The sequence below is a fragment of the Vibrio sp. D420a genome (genome assembly GCF_030248625.1).
In the GTDB taxonomy this organism is placed as follows: Bacteria; Pseudomonadota; Gammaproteobacteria; order Enterobacterales; family Vibrionaceae; genus Vibrio; species Vibrio fortis_A.
Genome location: NZ_JAHGAN010000011.1, coordinates 165,312 through 182,425 on the forward strand (window position 1 = coordinate 165,312; position 17,114 = coordinate 182,425).

18 protein-coding genes and 1 pseudogene are annotated in these 17,114 nt (G+C 42.7%); 4 read left to right on the forward strand and 15 right to left on the reverse strand.

Annotation, left to right across the window (positions count from 1 at the left end; all coding sequences use genetic code 11):
• Positions 1–31 precede the first annotated feature (31 nt).
• From KI743_RS09915 to KI743_RS09980, 14 genes and pseudogenes are all read right to left on the reverse strand, one after another.
• On the reverse strand, positions 32–1,033 hold the full coding sequence (locus KI743_RS09915) for a lipopolysaccharide assembly protein LapB (RefSeq protein WP_285466210.1): 1,002 nt from the start codon (positions 1,031–1,033) through the stop codon (positions 32–34).
• Positions 1,030–2,004: a type II secretion system F family protein gene (locus tag KI743_RS09920; RefSeq protein WP_285466212.1), complete on the reverse strand. Its 975-nt coding sequence runs from the start codon at positions 2,002–2,004 to the stop codon at positions 1,030–1,032. The genes KI743_RS09915 and KI743_RS09920 overlap by 4 nt, the downstream gene beginning before the upstream one ends.
• A 3-nt stretch (positions 2,005–2,007) precedes the next feature.
• Positions 2,008–2,973, reverse strand: coding sequence for a type II secretion system F family protein (locus tag KI743_RS09925; RefSeq protein WP_032551594.1), 966 nt, complete (start codon positions 2,971–2,973; stop codon positions 2,008–2,010).
• A 9-nt stretch (positions 2,974–2,982) separates the two neighbouring features.
• A pseudogene (locus KI743_RS09930) lies at positions 2,983–4,299 on the reverse strand (CpaF family protein); the annotation flags it as partial.
• Positions 4,300–4,455: 156 nt separating this feature from the next.
• Positions 4,456–5,670 carry an AAA family ATPase gene (locus KI743_RS09935; RefSeq protein WP_285466218.1) on the reverse strand — a complete coding sequence of 405 codons (1,215 nt, stop codon included), beginning with the start codon at positions 5,668–5,670 and terminating at the stop codon, positions 4,456–4,458.
• A gap of 16 nt (positions 5,671–5,686) precedes the next feature.
• Positions 5,687–6,187, reverse strand: coding sequence for a TadE/TadG family type IV pilus assembly protein (locus tag KI743_RS09940; RefSeq protein ID WP_285466219.1), 501 nt, complete (start codon positions 6,185–6,187; stop codon positions 5,687–5,689).
• Entirely contained in the window at positions 6,187–6,615 is a 429-nt protein-coding gene (locus KI743_RS09945) for a TadE/TadG family type IV pilus assembly protein (protein WP_032551589.1), read from the reverse strand. The genes KI743_RS09940 and KI743_RS09945 overlap by 1 nt, the downstream gene beginning before the upstream one ends.
• A gap of 2 nt (positions 6,616–6,617) precedes the next feature.
• Positions 6,618–7,883, reverse strand: coding sequence for a Tad domain-containing protein (locus tag KI743_RS09950; RefSeq protein ID WP_285466220.1), 1,266 nt, complete (start codon positions 7,881–7,883; stop codon positions 6,618–6,620).
• A gap of 17 nt (positions 7,884–7,900) precedes the next feature.
• A complete protein-coding gene (locus KI743_RS09955; RefSeq protein WP_032551587.1) occupies positions 7,901–8,173 on the reverse strand; it encodes a hypothetical protein in 273 nt (90 codons plus the stop codon).
• A complete protein-coding gene (locus tag KI743_RS09960; RefSeq protein WP_032551586.1) occupies positions 8,163–9,620 on the reverse strand; it encodes a type II and III secretion system protein family protein in 1,458 nt (485 codons plus the stop codon). The genes KI743_RS09955 and KI743_RS09960 overlap by 11 nt, the downstream gene beginning before the upstream one ends.
• 8 nt (positions 9,621–9,628) lie before the next feature.
• Positions 9,629–10,378, reverse strand: coding sequence for a Flp pilus assembly protein CpaB (cpaB, locus tag KI743_RS09965; protein ID WP_032551585.1), 750 nt, complete (start codon positions 10,376–10,378; stop codon positions 9,629–9,631).
• Positions 10,371–11,720, reverse strand: coding sequence for an ATPase AAA (locus KI743_RS09970; protein WP_032551584.1), 1,350 nt, complete (start codon positions 11,718–11,720; stop codon positions 10,371–10,373). Before KI743_RS09970 ends, cpaB begins: the two co-directional genes overlap by 8 nt.
• A gap of 48 nt (positions 11,721–11,768) precedes the next feature.
• Positions 11,769–12,248 carry a prepilin peptidase gene (locus tag KI743_RS09975; RefSeq protein WP_032551583.1) on the reverse strand — a complete coding sequence of 160 codons (480 nt, stop codon included), beginning with the start codon at positions 12,246–12,248 and terminating at the stop codon, positions 11,769–11,771.
• A gap of 211 nt (positions 12,249–12,459) precedes the next feature.
• Positions 12,460–12,654 carry a Flp family type IVb pilin gene (locus KI743_RS09980; RefSeq protein WP_032551580.1) on the reverse strand — a complete coding sequence of 65 codons (195 nt, stop codon included), beginning with the start codon at positions 12,652–12,654 and terminating at the stop codon, positions 12,460–12,462.
• A gap of 194 nt (positions 12,655–12,848) precedes the next feature.
• On the opposite strand from KI743_RS09980, the gene KI743_RS09985 reads away from it, so the two are divergent.
• Both KI743_RS09985 and KI743_RS09990 read left to right on the forward strand, forming a co-directional pair.
• Positions 12,849–13,580: an AraC family transcriptional regulator gene (locus KI743_RS09985; RefSeq protein WP_285466222.1), complete on the forward strand. Its 732-nt coding sequence runs from the start codon at positions 12,849–12,851 to the stop codon at positions 13,578–13,580.
• Between the two features lie 91 nt (positions 13,581–13,671).
• A complete protein-coding gene (locus KI743_RS09990) occupies positions 13,672–15,360 on the forward strand; it encodes an AMP-binding protein (protein WP_285466223.1) in 1,689 nt (562 codons plus the stop codon).
• Between the two features lie 108 nt (positions 15,361–15,468).
• Here the strand turns inward: KI743_RS09990 and KI743_RS09995 are convergent, their stop codons facing one another.
• Positions 15,469–15,675 (reverse strand): DUF1127 domain-containing protein, encoded by a 207-nt coding sequence (locus KI743_RS09995; protein ID WP_285466224.1) that lies wholly within the window; start codon positions 15,673–15,675, stop codon positions 15,469–15,471.
• Positions 15,676–15,792: 117 nt separating this feature from the next.
• Between KI743_RS09995 and KI743_RS10000 the strand changes: the two genes are divergently transcribed.
• Both KI743_RS10000 and KI743_RS10005 read left to right on the forward strand, forming a co-directional pair.
• Positions 15,793–16,749 carry a LysR substrate-binding domain-containing protein gene (locus KI743_RS10000; RefSeq protein ID WP_285466225.1) on the forward strand — a complete coding sequence of 319 codons (957 nt, stop codon included), beginning with the start codon at positions 15,793–15,795 and terminating at the stop codon, positions 16,747–16,749.
• A gap of 37 nt (positions 16,750–16,786) precedes the next feature.
• Positions 16,787–16,999, forward strand: a complete 213-nt coding sequence (locus KI743_RS10005; protein ID WP_032551576.1) for a VF530 family DNA-binding protein — start codon at positions 16,787–16,789, stop codon at positions 16,997–16,999.
• The last annotated feature ends 115 nt before the right edge of the window (positions 17,000–17,114 follow it).

Below are 17,114 nucleotides of genomic sequence, written 5' to 3' on the forward strand. Positions count from 1 at the left end.
AGTCCTTTTCATTTCACCCTGAGTTAATTTTCTAATTCATTTCTCGGACTTGCGAGATCGCTGTCTCCAAGTTTTTATTGGCAAGTTCATAATAGGAAGCTTTTTTATCAATCGCTTGTTGTAGGTAAGGAATAGCTTCCTCTGGTTTACCTTGAAGAATCAAGAAGTAACCGACGTTATTCAATGCTTCTGGTGCATCCATATGGCGCATAAAGGTATTAACCGACTTCTGCACTTCTCCTTTAGCAAGGTAAATCAACGCAAGGTTATTTTGCGCTTTCTCATTATTTGGCTCAAGGTTCAACGCGTTAGTCGTTAAGCGTACAGCTTCATCATATTCACCGTCCATGTAGTGAGAATAACCCATGTTGATTAACCCTTTGACAGAGCGGGGAGAGATAGTCAGTACCTTACCAAACAGAATCTGTGCAACATCATGATCACCAGCCACATCTCGCAACACCCCAACTCCCATATAAGCTAATAACGGAGATTGATCATCCACTTTAAAGGCTTGAGCCTGACTCTTGGTCAATGAATGATTATTAGAGATACTTTGACCGCTGCTCAATCGTACTTGGTCTGAATTAATGGCTTTGTAAAAGTAACTTAGGCCCTCTTCAAGTCGGTTCTGTTTAGTGTATAAACTCCCAAGCTGTTCAAGCGCTCCGGTATGGGCGGGATCGACATTCAACACAGCAAGGTAAGATTTCTCTGCCAGAGGGTAATTCGCTCTTGATTGATGAATACGACCAATCGTGAACAATGTTCTGTCATGGAACTCTTTCTCAGGATACGAAAGGGAACGAATATATTCATATAAAGCAAGATCGACGTTGTTCTCTCGCAGTGCTTTATCACCTCGAACAATCGCCTCTTTCTCATTTAAAGGAGGCGTATCATTACTCAATGTGTCTATCGGTTTACCTGCATATAGTTCCGAATTGAAATCGTTGCCCGTTTCATCAGATGAAGCACACCCAATAAGAAAAAGAGGTAACATGAATAATATGACTCTATTTATGGTTCTCATAATTCAGCTCCTGGGGCCGTTAGTGCGTCCATTACAATCATCATCCCTGGACCTAATGCCACGATAAAGAAGCAAGGCCAGATGAATAGCAGCATTGGAAATAACATTTTTGTTGGGATTTTAGCTGCGACTTCTTCAGCAGCCTGTTGTCGTCTATCTCTAAAATCCGCAGTATAGTCTCTTAAGGTTTGCGCAAGGCTTCCACCCATTTTCGAAGCATGAGACAACATAGATACCAAGCCTTCAAGTTCAGTAAGACCAGTCCGATCGATGAGTTGACTCAAAGCATCTGGCATTGGAACACCAGCTTGGATCTTGGCAAAAACCGTATCCAATTCATCGGCTAGCTCAGGTTGAGATACATAAAGTTCTGTCGCAACTCGCCCTAGCGCGGCATTAAAGCCAAGTCCAGATTCGGTACAAACCACTAACAAATCCAACGCATCAGGGACCCCGTTTCGAATTTTTCGTTGGCGATCTTTCTGCAGTTTATTCAGCACAAAGTTAGGGGTGAACATACCGATGAAGACACAAGTTAAAGTCAGTAGGTTGTTGTAGCTGCCGCCTACCGCGGTGTAATACACCAAAAAAGCACAGACTAAACCGATCAAGGTTGAGATCAATTTCAATGAATAGAAAATCGAGAGCGCACTTTTATCGTGATAACCTGCATGCATCAGCTTCTCTGAATAGGTTGCGTTATCACGCTTGTTTCCTTTTCCGACAAACGGACTTAAAGATTCCAGCGTATTCGAAAAATCGAACCCCTTTCTATGAGACGAATTAGCTTTATTACCAGAAATTTTCTTCAAGCGTTTGTCTAATGGTGAGCTAGCACCAACCAATAAAAAGCCTAATGTGAGAGTCAATAAAATGGTGGTCAGTAGAATCATTCCATAGATCACCATTTGTGAACTTAACCCAAACTCTTCTAAGGCTTGCATCCAAGCATTAATGTCGAGTAGTTCCATAAATCATATCTCTATGTTAATTATTTTCTTGATCCACAAAGCGCCTAAAGCCAGTAAGATAATGCCAATACTCACCATGGTGATACCGCGAGGATCGCTATACAAAGGTTCTATATAATCGGGGCTAACAACTTTCAGCCCAAAGAAAAGCGCAAAAGGGGACAGAGTCAGTATCCAAGCAGACAATCGGCTTTCCGCTGAAAGTGTTTTGATTTTTCGCTCCAGCTTGAAACGAGCTCTTAGCACCTCTGATACTTTCTGTAAGTTCTCTGAAAGGTTACCACCCGTCTCTTTCTGTAACATTACTGCACTCGAAAATGCCAACATAGATACCGTAGGGACACGTTCAGCCATTTGCAAAATAGCTAAGCGCAAGTCATAACCATAGTTGAGTAAGTTATAGGTATTTTTGAACTCCGATCCAATAGGATCTGGCATCTCTTCGCCAACTTCATTAAGAGACTGAACCAAAGGCTGCCCAGCTTGCAATGCACGGCGAATGATATCGAGAGCCTCTGGTAATTGCTCCTCAAAGCGAGCGAGGCGATAAGTTACTCGGTTTTGTACGTACAAATAGGCGACAACCCAAGAAAAGAAAAATACCGCTACACACACAAACCATTGTTGATTCAATAACAGCGCAAGTAATGTAAGTGATAGCCCAGCTAAAAAAGTCGTAAATAGAAAACGAGTCAGAGCTATTTTGATACCCGCTAGCTCCAGCATTTTTTTCAGGTCAGCCAGTGCGCCTATTGACACCAACCTACGATCTAAAGGTGATAGCTCTTTACGGTAGTGCTCCTTCAAAAGAGAGAGGCTCTCTTCGTCGATATTTTTCTGCGTCTCCTTGAGGCGTCGAGACAGCTCACGATGCTTAGCCTTTTTACCGGCTGCCGGTAAGAGCAAAGCTTGCGAAATAAACAGAACCGCAACGAACAACAGAATCAATGAAACCGTTACATTATCCATACAGCCCCCCTATTCCTGTTTCTCGGTAAATATCTCGAATGGTAAATCTAAGCCACGCTTCACCAATTGATCATGGGTCTGAGGAACAATACCGGTAGCCGTGTAATGGCCTTGAATATTACCTTCAGCATCAACTCCTTTTCTTTGGAAACGGAAGATTTCAGACATAGTGATCATCTCCCCCTCCATGCCATTGATCTCTTGAACACTAACCATACGGCGCTTTCCGTCTTCTTGACGTTCCATTTGAACGACCAAATGAATGGCTGATGCAATCTGAGCACGAAGGTTTTTGGTTGAGATGTTCCAGCCCGCCATAGAGAACATATTTTCTACTCGGCTTAAAGCATCGCGAGGGGTGTTGGCGTGAATCGTTGCCAAAGAGCCATCGTGGCCCGTGTTCATTGCAGCAAGCATATCGACGGCTTCACTCCCCCTTACCTCCCCAACCACAATTCTGTCAGGGCGCATACGCAAAGTATTTTTTACTAGTTCACGTTGGCTAATTTCACCTTTGCCTTCAAGGTTAGCAGGGCGAGTCTCTAATCGAATCACATGAGGTTGTTGTAATTGAAGCTCAGCTGAATCTTCAATCGTGATAATTCGCTGATCTCTCGGAATAAAGCCTGAAAAAATATTAAGTGTGGTCGTTTTTCCCGAGCCAGTACCTCCTGAAATCAGAATATTGAGCTCTCCTTTCACCGCCGCTTCCACAAACTTAGCCATTTCAGGAGATAGAGAACCGAAACTCAACATGTTATCCATTGTCAGACGGTCAACAGCGAAACGTCGGATCGATACTGACGGGCCGTCCAGTGCAAGCGGAGGGATAATGGCATTAACACGAGAGCCATCAGCAAGCCGCGCATCCACCATAGGTGATGCTTCATCGATACGTCGCCCCACTTGACTCACAATTCTATCGATGATGTTTCTTAAGTGACGGTCATCAAGAAAGGTATAAGGTGTCTTTTCCAACTTTCCTCGACGCTCTACATAAACACTTTTGGGGCCATTTACCAAAATATCTGACACCGTTGTATCTGCGAGCAGAGGTTCTAGCGGTCCGAGCCCAAAAACCTCATCTTCAATCTGCTTAATAACTCGCTTGCGACCTTCAGCGCTTAGGGCTTGGCTTGAATCATTCGCCATTAATTGAACAATAGCTTCATGAAGGTCAACCTTAGCGCGTTCCTTTTCTAAACTAGAAAGCAAACCTAGATCGAGAGTCTCAAGTAGTTGCTTGTGAAAGTAATGTTTGATTGAGAGTTCTTGTTCAAGTGCCTTTTTGGCTTCATTAATCGACTTTTCTTTTTCAGCACTGGCATCAGGACGGGTCAGAGGATTAGCCGGAGCCTCAGCTAGATTAGTTGCTTTAACTTCATCGACAGCAACATCTGAGGCTTTCTTTTCGAACTCTGGGTTAATATTTTTTCGTTTGAAGAACATAACGCTCCCTCGTCTTTGCGCATCACTGCCGTCTTATGAGAATAGTCGCTTAAGCCAACTTTTGTTCTCTTCTTCATGAGGTGATAGAAAATTAGACAGCTCAATAATCGATCGAGTAATAGAGCTGTTTTTCTTATTTTGAACAAATGGCATCCCTAAATTGGCACTCTCCAATGCCACTTTGAAATCATTAGGCATGATATGAATATCATGAGACCCCAATGTTTGTTCTATATCTTTAAGCTTAATCGGTTGTCGCTTTTCATAACGATTGAGTACGATTTCGATCGCATCTGTTTGTAACCCATACTCAAACTTCAAGGACTTAATCAGACGAGATGTATTCTTAATCGACACAAGATTTTGCTGCATAACGAGAAGTGCTTTATTGGCCGGGGATATCGTCGATGCAAACACATGATCCAGCCCGCGAGAAAAATCAATAATGATGAACGGGTAATAACGGCGAAGCACCGGAAGTAACTTACCTATTTTGAGTGCATGTTCGTAATCATCCGCGTTATTTTCATGCTTAAAGCTTAGAACATGTAACCCTGAATCATGCTTACAGACGTATGTGCTCAAAGAGATTTCATCGAGATCTTTTGAGTTATTGATCACGTCGGAGATACTGTAAGACGGTTGCACATTCATATATTCAGGAATAACGCCAAACTGCAAATCGATATCAAGCAATAACACTTCGTCTGGATGATGTTCCGCTATCTCTATCGCAGTGTTCAGAGCAAGCGTTGTCGCCCCCATACCACCCTTGGTATTAAGAAACAGAAACATCTCGCCCAAACGCGAACTTGCCAGTTTGTCGGATGATGTTTTCTGCAGTAGAGGCATCAAACCCGATATGTTGACATTGTGAGAAAGAAAGTCAGAAGCACCCAAGCGTAACGCAACTTTAAGAGAAGCGTTATCGCTCTCATCGCCAAAAACCACCAATGAGAGGTCGTGGCCCTCCCAAGCTAAATCGTAGCCTTGAAGCTCTGCCATTTTTTGAGACCAATTTCCACCAGCCTCAACGAAAATTAAGTCAGGAGCATCAATGTTTTGTAAGTACTCTTCACTCATGCCGAGTAAAGAAAAAGAATGCGTGTATAGATTTCTACATTTCTTCAGCTCTTGACTCATATAGGCATGAAAACCCTCACTGTGATAAACAAGCCAAACCTTAAGGTTGGTCTTCAACCTCGGGATCTCGTTATCGCTCGAAGGTAATGGTATAGCTTCCCCCATAACACTGCTCCTGTGCTTAGTTTGTTGGACACCTTGTCCTTAAATTCGAATCCGCTCGAATTACCCCTAAGTTCTCTGCTGGTAATATCGTTTCAAATGCGGGCGCTGCTAGGTACCCAGATGTTCCTAAAAAACTCAAATTACTGACTAGCTGTATTCCATAGCCCGTTGCTCTGGCTCTCACAAACTTTATATCCCCAAATCCTGGGTCTGTTGTATACCCAGTGGTAATCTCTGTTCCAGTGCTGTCTAAATAAGCTACTTCAATATTTGATGCAGAGAAGCCAACCAAAGGAATATCTTGAACAATCATGCCCGCAATATTGTCTCTGTCTTCAACCCAACACACAGTCGCAAGACGCGCTGCTTTTCTTGTAGCTTCACTCACCATCTGTAGTGAAAAAACATAGACCCCTACACCAAGGATCAGAAATATCAATAGAAATACCAACCAAGAGACCAACGTGAACTCAACAATTGCCAACCCTTTCATTCGGCGTTTAGTTAACGTGTTCATCACAACACCCTCATTACCGAAGTTACTTGAAGAGGTATTGACAAGCTTTGGCTAGAAAACGGTATACCAATAAAATGAGGTACGTAGCTGTAGTTGACACTCACCCTCACATAATCGTCTGTAGAGGGAGGGGTCACTGTGACATTCGCCGTTGATAAGTTCGATAACAAAGCAGTGCCAGTCGAACTTTTTCCATACACAACCACATTTTGTATTTCAGAGGTCGGTGCTAAGGTTCCCGTTTGTGTTCCATAAACTTCACTCACCGCATAACGGGCACCGTTTTGTACTGATTTAGAAATCACGTTGTAATGGATCAACATGTTTCCTAACTCGAGCGTCAACACTAAGAAAAATAACAGTACTGGTGTAGCAATAATGACCTCGACAGCAGCCCACCCTCGTTGTCTTTTAAGATTCGCTTTCATGACTACGACTCCTCATTATCAGGATCATCATAGAGCACAATGCGATATGCCCCTTCTGTCGTCGAATTGACGCCACCGGAACCACCAACCACAGAACATGAGTGAATGAACTCACCAAAAACAGCTTGGGTACCACTGTTATTCACAGGCGCTCTTTGCAGTAAGAAGAAACACCCTATCTTATTCACTGTAAAATCTGTCGCGCCTCCACTTTTTCCTGAGCAATCCAACATAGGAATTGGTAAAATCCTGCGCCACGCGACACCATTGGTAACACATCCACTCCCCGTGCCTTCAATACAAGCATTTGTCGCGCTTTTATAATCAGCATAGGTAAAGCTACCATCAAAATCTATTTCGCCCGTGTTACTATCAATCGTAATCTCATTGGTCGGCTCTGTAGTGATGTAATCTGACGGGTAATCATCTTCTGTAAGACCACCACCATAATCACCAAAGCGAGTATTCAGCCCATCGCCAGTAGGGCCAACTGTGCCGCCCGGTTTTGTCACAACATCTTCACCTATTGCAACAGGGTTATCGTAACTACCACCCAACGCATTCTTAATGGTATTACCACCGGAACCAAAATCGAGCAGGTGGTAGTTTCCGTTTCCCATCTCAGAAAGGTTGCTGTCTCCCACTTTTAAGGCATGAACAGTGCCAAGCTCATACCCGAAAACACTGTCAATCACTTCACCAGTATCATCATGGAGACCATCTTCGTTGACGTCATTATCAAACGTCCCATCACCAATACACACACCAATGGGCACCACATTATTGATAAACCTTTGACCCGAGCTAGGGCCCGCTACTGCACTTGCCGCAACCGTTTTTTCCAAACCAAATGCTTGAATAAAGAACTCCTCCATATCGAGTGAGGAAACCGTAACGCGAACATACACATCGTCGTCAGCACCAAAGGTTGGAGTTCCTGTAAAATCTTGTGGATCATTTGAGTATTCAATAGATATATTTGCCGTAGAAAGATCTATTTCATGATTACCCGATGAACCCGCCATAGCAGCGAGGGCTGTCGCTACCTCCGCGTCAACCGTATCTTTATCCTTACTGTTATCCAGTATTGTGGCTGCAGCCAGAGCAGCAGAGTCCACAGCGTTCTGCAAACGTGTTTTGTTAACCAGAATATGGTTCATATCAACGGCTAGCGCTGATACAGCCAAAAAAACTAACAGGGCAACGGTCACTAAGATAACCACCAAACCTTGCTGTCTTTTGGGACTTTTCGATACTCGATACAACATATGAGTACCTCCAAATATCAATTAAACTCTTGAAGTACTTGGCTACTATTGCCAGATAAGGCTTCTTCTCCTTTACCGACATATCTATCGTAACCAATCTGCATTCGCTCCCCTGTACCGTCAGGCACTACGAGCAAATTTTCTTGAGTCGCATCTGGGTTATAAATTTGTTCTGTTTTAACCTGAGCTACAGAGTGACCCAGAGGTGCATCTGACGTTACACACCCCACCAAACCTACACTGAGACAAACCATCATCACCTTAATCATAGCTATCTCCTTATAATTCATGTCCAAATGAGCCTTCGCTTCCACCTTCAACTGGAACAGTTTGAGGCGCAGATTGACGAGGAGCTTGTTCATCATCACCCGATGGCTCCGCAATGTAAGCACTTCGGCCAAGTAAGTAATATTGAAGGTCGTTAGGGCTCACAAAGGCATCCGTCGGTAGAGTTACAGCATTTCTATCTATAGGCTTAGCCAATCTTGGGGTAACTAAAATCACCAACTCGGTTTCCCCCGATACAAATTCTTGGCTGTTGAATAACTGCCCCAAAACAGGAACCTCTCCCAACCCCGGCATCTTATTACTTACATCTCGCACGTTTTCACTCAACAGACCCGCGATACCGATGGTCTGTCCATCAGCCAATTCCAATGTTGATGACGCACTACGTCGAGTAATAGGTGGGATGAAATAAGTCGCATTGCTCAAACTCGGTTCAATGGTGAGAGAACTACTATTGGCAATTTCACTCACATCAACGGCAAGGTTAAGGTTGATTTTTTGATCGCTAAGAACAGTGGGAATGAACTTTAAGCCAACACCGTACTCTTTGTACTCGATGGTGATGCCGTCTTCATCAGGAACAGGGATAGGGAACTCACCACCCGCTAAAAATTCAGCTTTTGCTCCACTGAGAGCGGTCAAGTTTGGTTCCGCTAGGACTTTAGCTACACCATTTTGTTTAGCAACATCCAACGCAAAACTGAAAAGGGTATTACCATCAACAAATGACCCTAATATGCCGTAGTCTTGTGAGGTGGGGATATCGAAGATAGGCGTAGCGCCAGCAATGCCAGCAGGAACGGACGCACCACCCCATGAGAAATTAGAGCCACTGCTTTGGAAAAAATGGAAATTCGCATCAAATTTTCTCACTAAGCTACGTTGAACTTCCGCGACCGTAACTTCTAGCATGACCTGTTGTGCTCCACCTATCGACATTAGATTGATCACACCAGTTGCAGCAGTCACTTCACTTCCTGACTCTTTCGATGTATCAACAGACTGCCCTGCTGCATAGGTTTCAGCGATACGCATGGCAATATTCATCTGTTGCTGATTGCTCACTTGACCGCTCAATAACAAACGATTCTGTGAACTATGAACTTCGATCTGCTCATTCGGCAAAAATTCAAACAACTTAGCTTTCAGACTATTTAAATCATGTGTCACTTCAATATTGATTGACTCGATCAGCACTCCTCTTGAGTCCCATGCCATTAAATTCGTAGCGCCGAGCTTATTACCTATCAAAAACAGCTCGTTAGATTTCAGCATCACAATATCAAGGACATCTGGGTCACCGAGAGACACCTTGCTCGCTTTTCCAGACAACTTCACGTGTGTTGACTTATGATGCGGCACCGTGACGGTTTTTCCCGTTTGAATCGCTGCATAGCTAGAAAGCGAGACACACAGTAAACCAATCAGACAAGTTATTATTATTTTCATATATCACCTCAATCCTTGACGCGAACATTCGATGTTTCCGTACCTTTGATGATAGTAACGCTTGGTCTTGGTACGTATCGTTTCACGACTTTTTTGTCTACTTCATGTGGGTTTCTGAGTGTCAGCTGAATACTGCCTTTACTTTTAGCTGTTAGTAACTTCTCGGCATCTTTCGGGGTCACTTCCAATGTTACGGCACGGACAATGATAGGACTGTTCTCTTTGGTTTTAGCGGTTTGGTCTACCGCAAGCACTTTGATGTCTTTCAACACGGTTTGCGTTGAAGCCGAGTTCTTCCCATACGAAACCGTGTTGAGAATATCCACCTTATTACCTGGTAATAGGAAACCTGCGACACCGATAACATCATCCACACGAATCGTCACCGCTCGTTTATTTTCAGGAATCAAAGCCGCTAATGTTGAACCTTCACCTGGTACAGTAAACCGCATCTTATGCAGAACCTCACCGGCATATATCGTGTTAGCGACAACCTTACCGACCAACTCCTCAGTGTCAGAGTAGTTGTTTTCATTGATCCAATCTTTCTCCATCAATTTTGTGGTTAAGTATTGCTCCTCAATAATGGTTCCTGCTTCGATCTCTTGAGAGGCGACAACAACAGGATGACGCTCAACCTGCTCCACCTCGACCGTTGGCTGTACTTGATTGTCCATCCATTGTTTAGCAAAAAACACAGCGGCTAAACCGAATACTACGGACAGTAAAAATAGAAGAAATATTTGGCTTTTACTCATTGCTCTCTTCCTCGAGTCCATCAGAAGTGAAATACACCTTCCATGCCATTGTCAGAATCTCGGGAGTAATCGTTAACGGTAGCTGTTCAAACAGAACGATATCTTTACTGATCCCGACGAGATCTTTAGGTAAGCAAGGGAAATAATTAACATTGTGAATGCGGTGAAGTTTGTACAACTGTTCAATTGTATTATCAGGTAGCTCAAAGCTCTTCTCTCGAGCGGTATCAACCCATAGAGTTTGGTAATCTTTTTGCGAGAGTGGTTCAAATTCTATTTTGTAGCCTAAACGACGTAAAAAGGCAGGATCACTGATTCTCTGGGGATCCAAGTTAGTTGAGAAGGCTAACGTCAAGATGAAAGGAATTGTAATTTGTTGGCCGTTGGGCAGAGATAAATGGTCGAAATAGTACTCCATTGGAACGATCCAACGATTTAACAACGCATCTACGGGCATAGGTTGTCGCCCTAAATCATCAATAACGAAAATACCGTTGTTGGCCATCATCTGTAGTGGAGCTAACCATACTCGACTATTTTCTGAATGGTTGACTTCCAGCATCTCCATCGTTAATTCACCACCGACTTGAATATTTGGTCGCTCACAATTGAGCCAACGCTTGTCATATTGATCCAGCAGAGAAACAGATCGGTCTTTGCCATTATTATCAATAGGTTTGTGGTGTTGGGCAGAAAATACCTTAATGATGTTTCCTAACGCATACACTGCGTAAGGAATAAATACTGAGGTTTGCAGAGCATTCACAATCCTTGATGCGACGAAGGTTTTACCTGTACCTGCATGTCCGTAAAGAAGCAAAGCACGCCCCGAATTAATGGCAGGCCCAAGGACAGGCACCTTACTTTCAACGCCATAAACATCATGCAACGCTTCTTCAACGTCTGGACGAGTGACTAGTTGGGCTCTTAGGTCTTGCGCTTTTACAATCTCACAGTACTGTTCGAGAGATACGGGAGCAGGTCCAAGGTAAGCATCTCGCTTGAATGCTAACTCAGCTTCTTCTAAGCCTTTTTCAGATAGTGAATATCTCACGTGGCTATGAGACAGTGTGTTAACTGAGAGATTAGAGTTAGGTTGAAATACTTCGATCAGTGATTTTTTTCGAAGCACCGCTAATGCACTTTCGACAATGTGCGTGACCACACAAAGGTAATTAGATAGCTCTAAAACATCAGACTTTGGATAGGCTGACAGGTGTTTGATAACGAGGTTTTCTACCACAACCTCTGGAATACCAAGCATATCAAATGAGGTGGGTACCAACGGTGCTGATATTTGAGGCTTCAAATGGGTCGTTATTCTTGTCCCTCTCATATCCATAAAGCATCCCTCTTTAAGTAATGAGCCTAAACGTCTAGCCTCAAAAAATTAAGTAAAATAACTGTACATAGCGAGACCTATAACGACTGAAGGTGCGAATGGCATGGTTATTTTTTCTTTATACCTTGCATGAATTTGTTTATTGAGCGGGTTGACACTCAAAGAGCAACCTTGAAACTCAAGGGTATTTACCTTAAATAAAAATAAATACATAGTCCCAATCAACCCGCTAGCCATTAGGATATAATATCCGACATCAACAATACTTGATGCACCAAATATCATACCTATTACGCCTAGCAATTTAACATCACCAGCGGACATCACCTTGATAAAATAGAGAATGAGACCGCTGGAGAAATATAATAATAATCCTAACGCTTGTTCTTTTAATCCGACTTCCTGAAAGCCATAGAAAAAACCAAAAATCAGCAGTAAAACAAGAAGCTTATTGGGGATTCTATTCTCGCTAAGATCATAAAATGAAATTAGCAAAAGAATTACCCATATACTGATGTAAGTTGACATATGGTTTTTGTCCCCACTTCAAAGCAAATCGAGAATGCTCGTCAGTTTAGAGAGAAGACTTGTTCCGAAGTTTGCAAACAACAATCCTACGACGATCAAAAGGCCCGCAGCCCCAATGATATATTCGACAACAACCAGTCCACTCTCATCTTTGGTCCACTCTTTGAGCGAAGATTTATTAAAGTAGCGTTTTAATATAAGACCCCGTTTACTACACACCAGGAGTACCCGTGCTGGTAATCAACCCAATAATCGCAATCAGTTTATTTGCTAATGCAGCGCCGACACCACTAAAAATTGTAGTTAGTCCTAAAACCAGCATTGCAGCACCGATTACGTATTCGATCACTGTAAGGCCTTCTTCATCATTTAGAAATTCTTTAATATTATTCATTAACTTATCCATGGTCATATCTCCATTATTGCTAGGACAGGTTTTGCTAACCTGTAAGGTAAATCTAGAGGTAAAGATCGTATTGAGTTAGGATTTTTTTTCTTTTCACTTGTACTTTTTGGTTCTCTTTCTAATCTATTCAATAGAGGTTTTATACGCATCCATTTTCAATAAAAGTTAACAAATGAAACATGAGGCATATATTTATGCATCTAATTACACCTTTATTAACCGACAAGAAGAGTAGAATTAATTCGATTATTGTAAAAAAAGTCGAACAATTTTTTCCTATAACAACTTTTGATCAAGATATCTCTATTATCAGTAGGTTAGAAGTAAGACTGGTATTTTTTATAATCAATGAAAATAAAAACTATCAACTACTTAACATGGCTATTTCTATTTGTGAAAACCTAAATAAGAAGATTATTGTTATATCAAACTGTTCTATAGAGAATGTAATTAGATATAAGAAAAGTCTGATTGATATTGTCAATGTGAATGAGATTGGCCTCACAAATGAACTCGAGATTCTCAAAATTAAGACAGATCATTTGTTCAATACACATTGTCAGATTGAAAGTAATAATCGAGAGAGAGATAGCGATACTTTGTTCTTAAAACAGGTCTCCGAATACATCTTGAGTCATCTCACTTCTGATATACGAGAACCCGACCTTGCAGAGATGTGCCACTGCTCTACAAGCTACTTTTCCAAAAAGTTTCACCGACACTTTGGCGTCAGCTTTCGAGACTTCGTTTGCGATAAGCGAATTTTGTTAGCCAAAGAGATCATGCAAAGGGATACAGACTCAAAAATCGCAGTGATCGCTTACCAATGTGGTTATAAAGATGTCTCTTACTTTTCACGAATCTTTAAGAAGAGAACAGGGGTTACCCCAGCAAGTTATAGGCGAGCCTGCATAGATGACAAATAAACGCTAATTTTACTCCCTAAAAGAATATGCACGTGCTATCTTTAACATAATTTTAACAACAATAACTTAGCGAAAAACATGGAGTTAGACAATGATTCAGCCTAACGAGTTTAGCCAAGACCAAAACCAAGCTCTCCCTACACCAAATGAAATGATTTTAAAATGGGCAGAGGAGCGCCCAAATGAGGTCTATCTAAAACAGATCATCAACCGTCAGTTTGTCGAGTTCACCTACAAAGAGGTGGCAGACAAAGCACTCAAATTGGTTACTGCACTTGAGGACCTAGGCGCCAAGCCTGGCGATCGCATTGCACTAGTATCAAAAAACTGTGCCGAGTGGTTCATTACCGACTTAGCCATGATGCTGGGTGATTTTGTCAGTGTACCAATCTTCCCGACGGCAGGTGCAGATACTATCGCGTACTGTATTGAACACAGTGAAAGTAAGATCGTAATAGCAGGTAAGCTTGACGATCCCGCGGCCACTCAACAAGTGGTCGATGAAAATCCAGAACTTATCAGCATTGCCCTACCTTATGACACAGCAGCAAAATGCCAATACGCATTTAATGATCTCATCGACAAGAGTGCTCCTTCTTCAAAACGCCCTGTGCATCACGACGACAAGCTTATGTCACTGGTTTATACGTCAGGGACTTCAGGTCAACCAAAAGGCGCTATGTTGACCTATGGTGCCTTTACTTGGTCGGTTCAGCGTCTAATCGACCATATTGGTATCGAGAAAAACGATCGTCTGTTCTCCTATCTACCTTTGGCTCACATCACAGAACGTGTTTACATTTTTGGTTCATCTGTCATGGGTGGTGTACCAACCGCGTTCCCAGAATCACTCGATACCTTTATCGAAGACGTGAAGATGCACAGACCGACTCTGTTCATCTCCGTGCCAAGACTCTGGACTCTATTCCAGCAGCGTATTCAAGACAAACTGCCACAGAAGAAGCTTAATATTCTTCTCAAGATTCCGTTTGTTAACTCGCTCATTAAGAAGAAGCTGGCAGATGGTCTTGGGTTAGATCAAGCCCGCGTTCTTGGTTGTGGTTCTGCACCAGTATCCCCAGCTCTGCTGGATTGGTATGAGAGTGTAGGCCTGCACATCACTGAGGCATGGGGGATGACTGAGTCGTTTGCTTACAGCACCCTCAACTACCCATTCAGAGCCGATAAGATTGGTTCTGTCGGTAACGCAGGCCCAGGTGTTGAGCTTAAGATTGCTGAAGATGATGAGATCTTAGTACGCAGTAAAGGCTTGTTCTCTGGCTACTACAAAAATGACATTGCTACACAAGAGTCATTTAACGCCGAGGGTTGGTTACACACCGGTGATATTGGTGCTATTGATAACGAGGGCTACCTAACGATTCAAGGTCGTAAGAAAGATACCTTTAAGACAGCGAAAGGTAAGTTCGTTGCTCCTGTACCTATCGAGAAAAAGCTATTTGAGTACAGTCGTGTAGAGATGATGTGTCTGATTGGTCTGGGCTTACCTGGTCCTATCCTGCTTGTTGTTCCTCATGACTTCCCTAACTTCGACCGTGAACGCTACGAGAGAACCACTAAACGCGTTATTGAGAAGATGAACTCACAATTAGCTTCTCATGAGAAGATCAAAGGCGTACTGATGATCAAAGAACCGTGGAGCATTGAAAACGGGATTCTAACTCCAACGCTCAAGATCAAACGTCATATTCTAGAGCAGAAGTACCACGAAGTTGGCCATAACTGGCCAAAAGACAAATTGGTAGTTTGGGAGGAGTAATCCACCTTAAGCCAAGTTCTTTTTGGTAAAGGCGCTTTTGAATAGACAAAAACAAGCGTAACTCAGGTAACAGCTTGAGTTACGCTTTTTTGTTTAAATCTAACTCCATTACTCCCAAAATGCTTTCCTCGCCTCTTGCTGTGCTTGTGTATGCGTTAACCCAATATCATTTAAAAGATGATCGGGTAGATCAGCTAAGTGCTTTCTTGTTTTAGCATTTTGCCTAAATTGCTGTACTTTGAAATAGAATTTCTTAATCAAAGAAGTGTTGTTCGAGCGCCCATCTAGTTCGACTCTAACTGTGCCTGAATTCATAAGTTACCCCTTCTATACTTTTATTCTCTATGTTTATCTGTTTACATGGCTAATATTCGACCAAAGACAGTCAGCCGACAAACGATAGATATTGGCATTCAGTTAAGGAAAACTAATGTGAATGAACGAACACCTCCCTTTCAAGGCATCTACTACTTCTATATTGCAGCCGACAAAGGCAGCTTTAAGCTCGCTGCAGAAACCTTGTTTGTCACTGCTGCTGCGGTAAGCCAACAGATCAGGCAACTTGAAGACTGGCTCGGTGCCGAACTCTTCATCAGACAGCACCGAAAAATTGTACTCACTCATGAGGGAGAGGTTCTGTATCTTCAAGCGAAGAAAGGTTTTGCTCACCTTCAAGATGGCGTGAGAAGAATCAACCAAGACCCAAATCCAAATCAGCTCTCGATTTCCACCGTTCCATCCTTTGCTCAGCACTGGTTAGTGCCAAGGATTGGTGACTTCAGAGAGAGACATCCAGATCTATCCATGCTGATTGAGCCAACCAACAAGCTAATCACCTTTGAGGATTCAAGTATTGATATCTGTATACGCTACGGGCACGGTAACTACTCAAATCTAGAGTCGCGTTGGCTAATGGATGAGGTGCTATACCCTGTTTGTCATCCGCTCTATCAGGTGAAGTATGGAATATACAGTGTCGAGGACCTGCACAAAGCTGAGCTAATTGAAGACCGATGGCCTGATATGGATTGGTCAATATGGCTCAATGAAGTGGGCGTTGAAGGCGGTCACACGACATTGCAGTTTGATGGTTCTCACTTTGTACTAGAGGGAGCACTTTCTGTTCAAGGTGTTGCTTTGGTGAAACACAGCTTAGTGTATCGATACCTACAAGAAGGCAAGCTGGTTAGAATTGGGAATACCGCGCTAAGGCCGAAATACAATTACTTCTTATGTGCACCGCCGGGATACTTTCATCGCGACAAGATTCAACGCTTCTCTAAATGGATAGAAACTCAAGTCAGTGAGTTTGGTAATAAAGGAAGGGAAGAGCTTAATATCGTCGATACTGATTTCTCATTAAAATGGTCCGGAAACTCCGATGGCTAAGCTGCTATACTGACGAAAAATACCTATTGGACTTATCATGACACAAGTAAACAACCCACTGCATGGCATTACTTTGCAAAAACTACTGACTGAGCTAGTGGATCACTATGGTTGGGAAGAGTTGAGTTACATGGTTAACATTAACTGCTTCAAGAAAGACCCAAGCATCAAGTCGAGCTTAAAGTTTCTGCGAAAGACAGAGTGGGCTCGAACTAAAGTTGAGCAAATCTATATCGATCTAAAACGCTAATATCCGCTCCCTACATCGCTCCAATTCCCCGTAGTGACCTCGCGGGGTTTAACCCCTGTGTCTACTTTTTAGGGGCCACATCACATCTCGCATCTCGCATCTCGTATCTCGTATC

What these genes read in the sequence shown, in the direction of transcription:
- KI743_RS09915 (WP_285466210.1), bottom strand. Translation starts at nt 1,033, where the DNA reads ATGAGAACCATAAATAGAGTCATATTATTCATGTTACCTCTTTTTCTT.
- KI743_RS09920 (WP_285466212.1), bottom strand. Translation starts at nt 2,004, where the DNA reads ATGGAACTACTCGACATTAATGCTTGGATGCAAGCCTTAGAAGAGTTT.
- KI743_RS09925 (WP_032551594.1), bottom strand. Translation starts at nt 2,973, where the DNA reads ATGGATAATGTAACGGTTTCATTGATTCTGTTGTTCGTTGCGGTTCTG.
- KI743_RS09935 (WP_285466218.1), bottom strand. Translation starts at nt 5,670, where the DNA reads ATGGGGGAAGCTATACCATTACCTTCGAGCGATAACGAGATCCCGAGG.
- KI743_RS09940 (WP_285466219.1), bottom strand. Translation starts at nt 6,187, where the DNA reads ATGAACACGTTAACTAAACGCCGAATGAAAGGGTTGGCAATTGTTGAG.
- KI743_RS09945 (WP_032551589.1), bottom strand. Translation starts at nt 6,615, where the DNA reads ATGAAAGCGAATCTTAAAAGACAACGAGGGTGGGCTGCTGTCGAGGTC.
- KI743_RS09950 (WP_285466220.1), bottom strand. Translation starts at nt 7,883, where the DNA reads ATGTTGTATCGAGTATCGAAAAGTCCCAAAAGACAGCAAGGTTTGGTG.
- KI743_RS09955 (WP_032551587.1), bottom strand. Translation starts at nt 8,173, where the DNA reads ATGAATTATAAGGAGATAGCTATGATTAAGGTGATGATGGTTTGTCTC.
- KI743_RS09960 (WP_032551586.1), bottom strand. Translation starts at nt 9,620, where the DNA reads ATGAAAATAATAATAACTTGTCTGATTGGTTTACTGTGTGTCTCGCTT.
- cpaB (WP_032551585.1), bottom strand. Translation starts at nt 10,378, where the DNA reads ATGAGTAAAAGCCAAATATTTCTTCTATTTTTACTGTCCGTAGTATTC.
- KI743_RS09970 (WP_032551584.1), bottom strand. Translation starts at nt 11,720, where the DNA reads ATGGATATGAGAGGGACAAGAATAACGACCCATTTGAAGCCTCAAATA.
- KI743_RS09975 (WP_032551583.1), bottom strand. Translation starts at nt 12,248, where the DNA reads ATGTCAACTTACATCAGTATATGGGTAATTCTTTTGCTAATTTCATTT.
- KI743_RS09980 (WP_032551580.1), bottom strand. Translation starts at nt 12,654, where the DNA reads ATGGATAAGTTAATGAATAATATTAAAGAATTTCTAAATGATGAAGAA.
- KI743_RS09985 (WP_285466222.1), top strand. Translation starts at nt 12,849, where the DNA reads ATGCATCTAATTACACCTTTATTAACCGACAAGAAGAGTAGAATTAAT.
- KI743_RS09990 (WP_285466223.1), top strand. Translation starts at nt 13,672, where the DNA reads ATGATTCAGCCTAACGAGTTTAGCCAAGACCAAAACCAAGCTCTCCCT.
- KI743_RS09995 (WP_285466224.1), bottom strand. Translation starts at nt 15,675, where the DNA reads ATGAATTCAGGCACAGTTAGAGTCGAACTAGATGGGCGCTCGAACAAC.
- KI743_RS10005 (WP_032551576.1), top strand. Translation starts at nt 16,787, where the DNA reads ATGACACAAGTAAACAACCCACTGCATGGCATTACTTTGCAAAAACTA.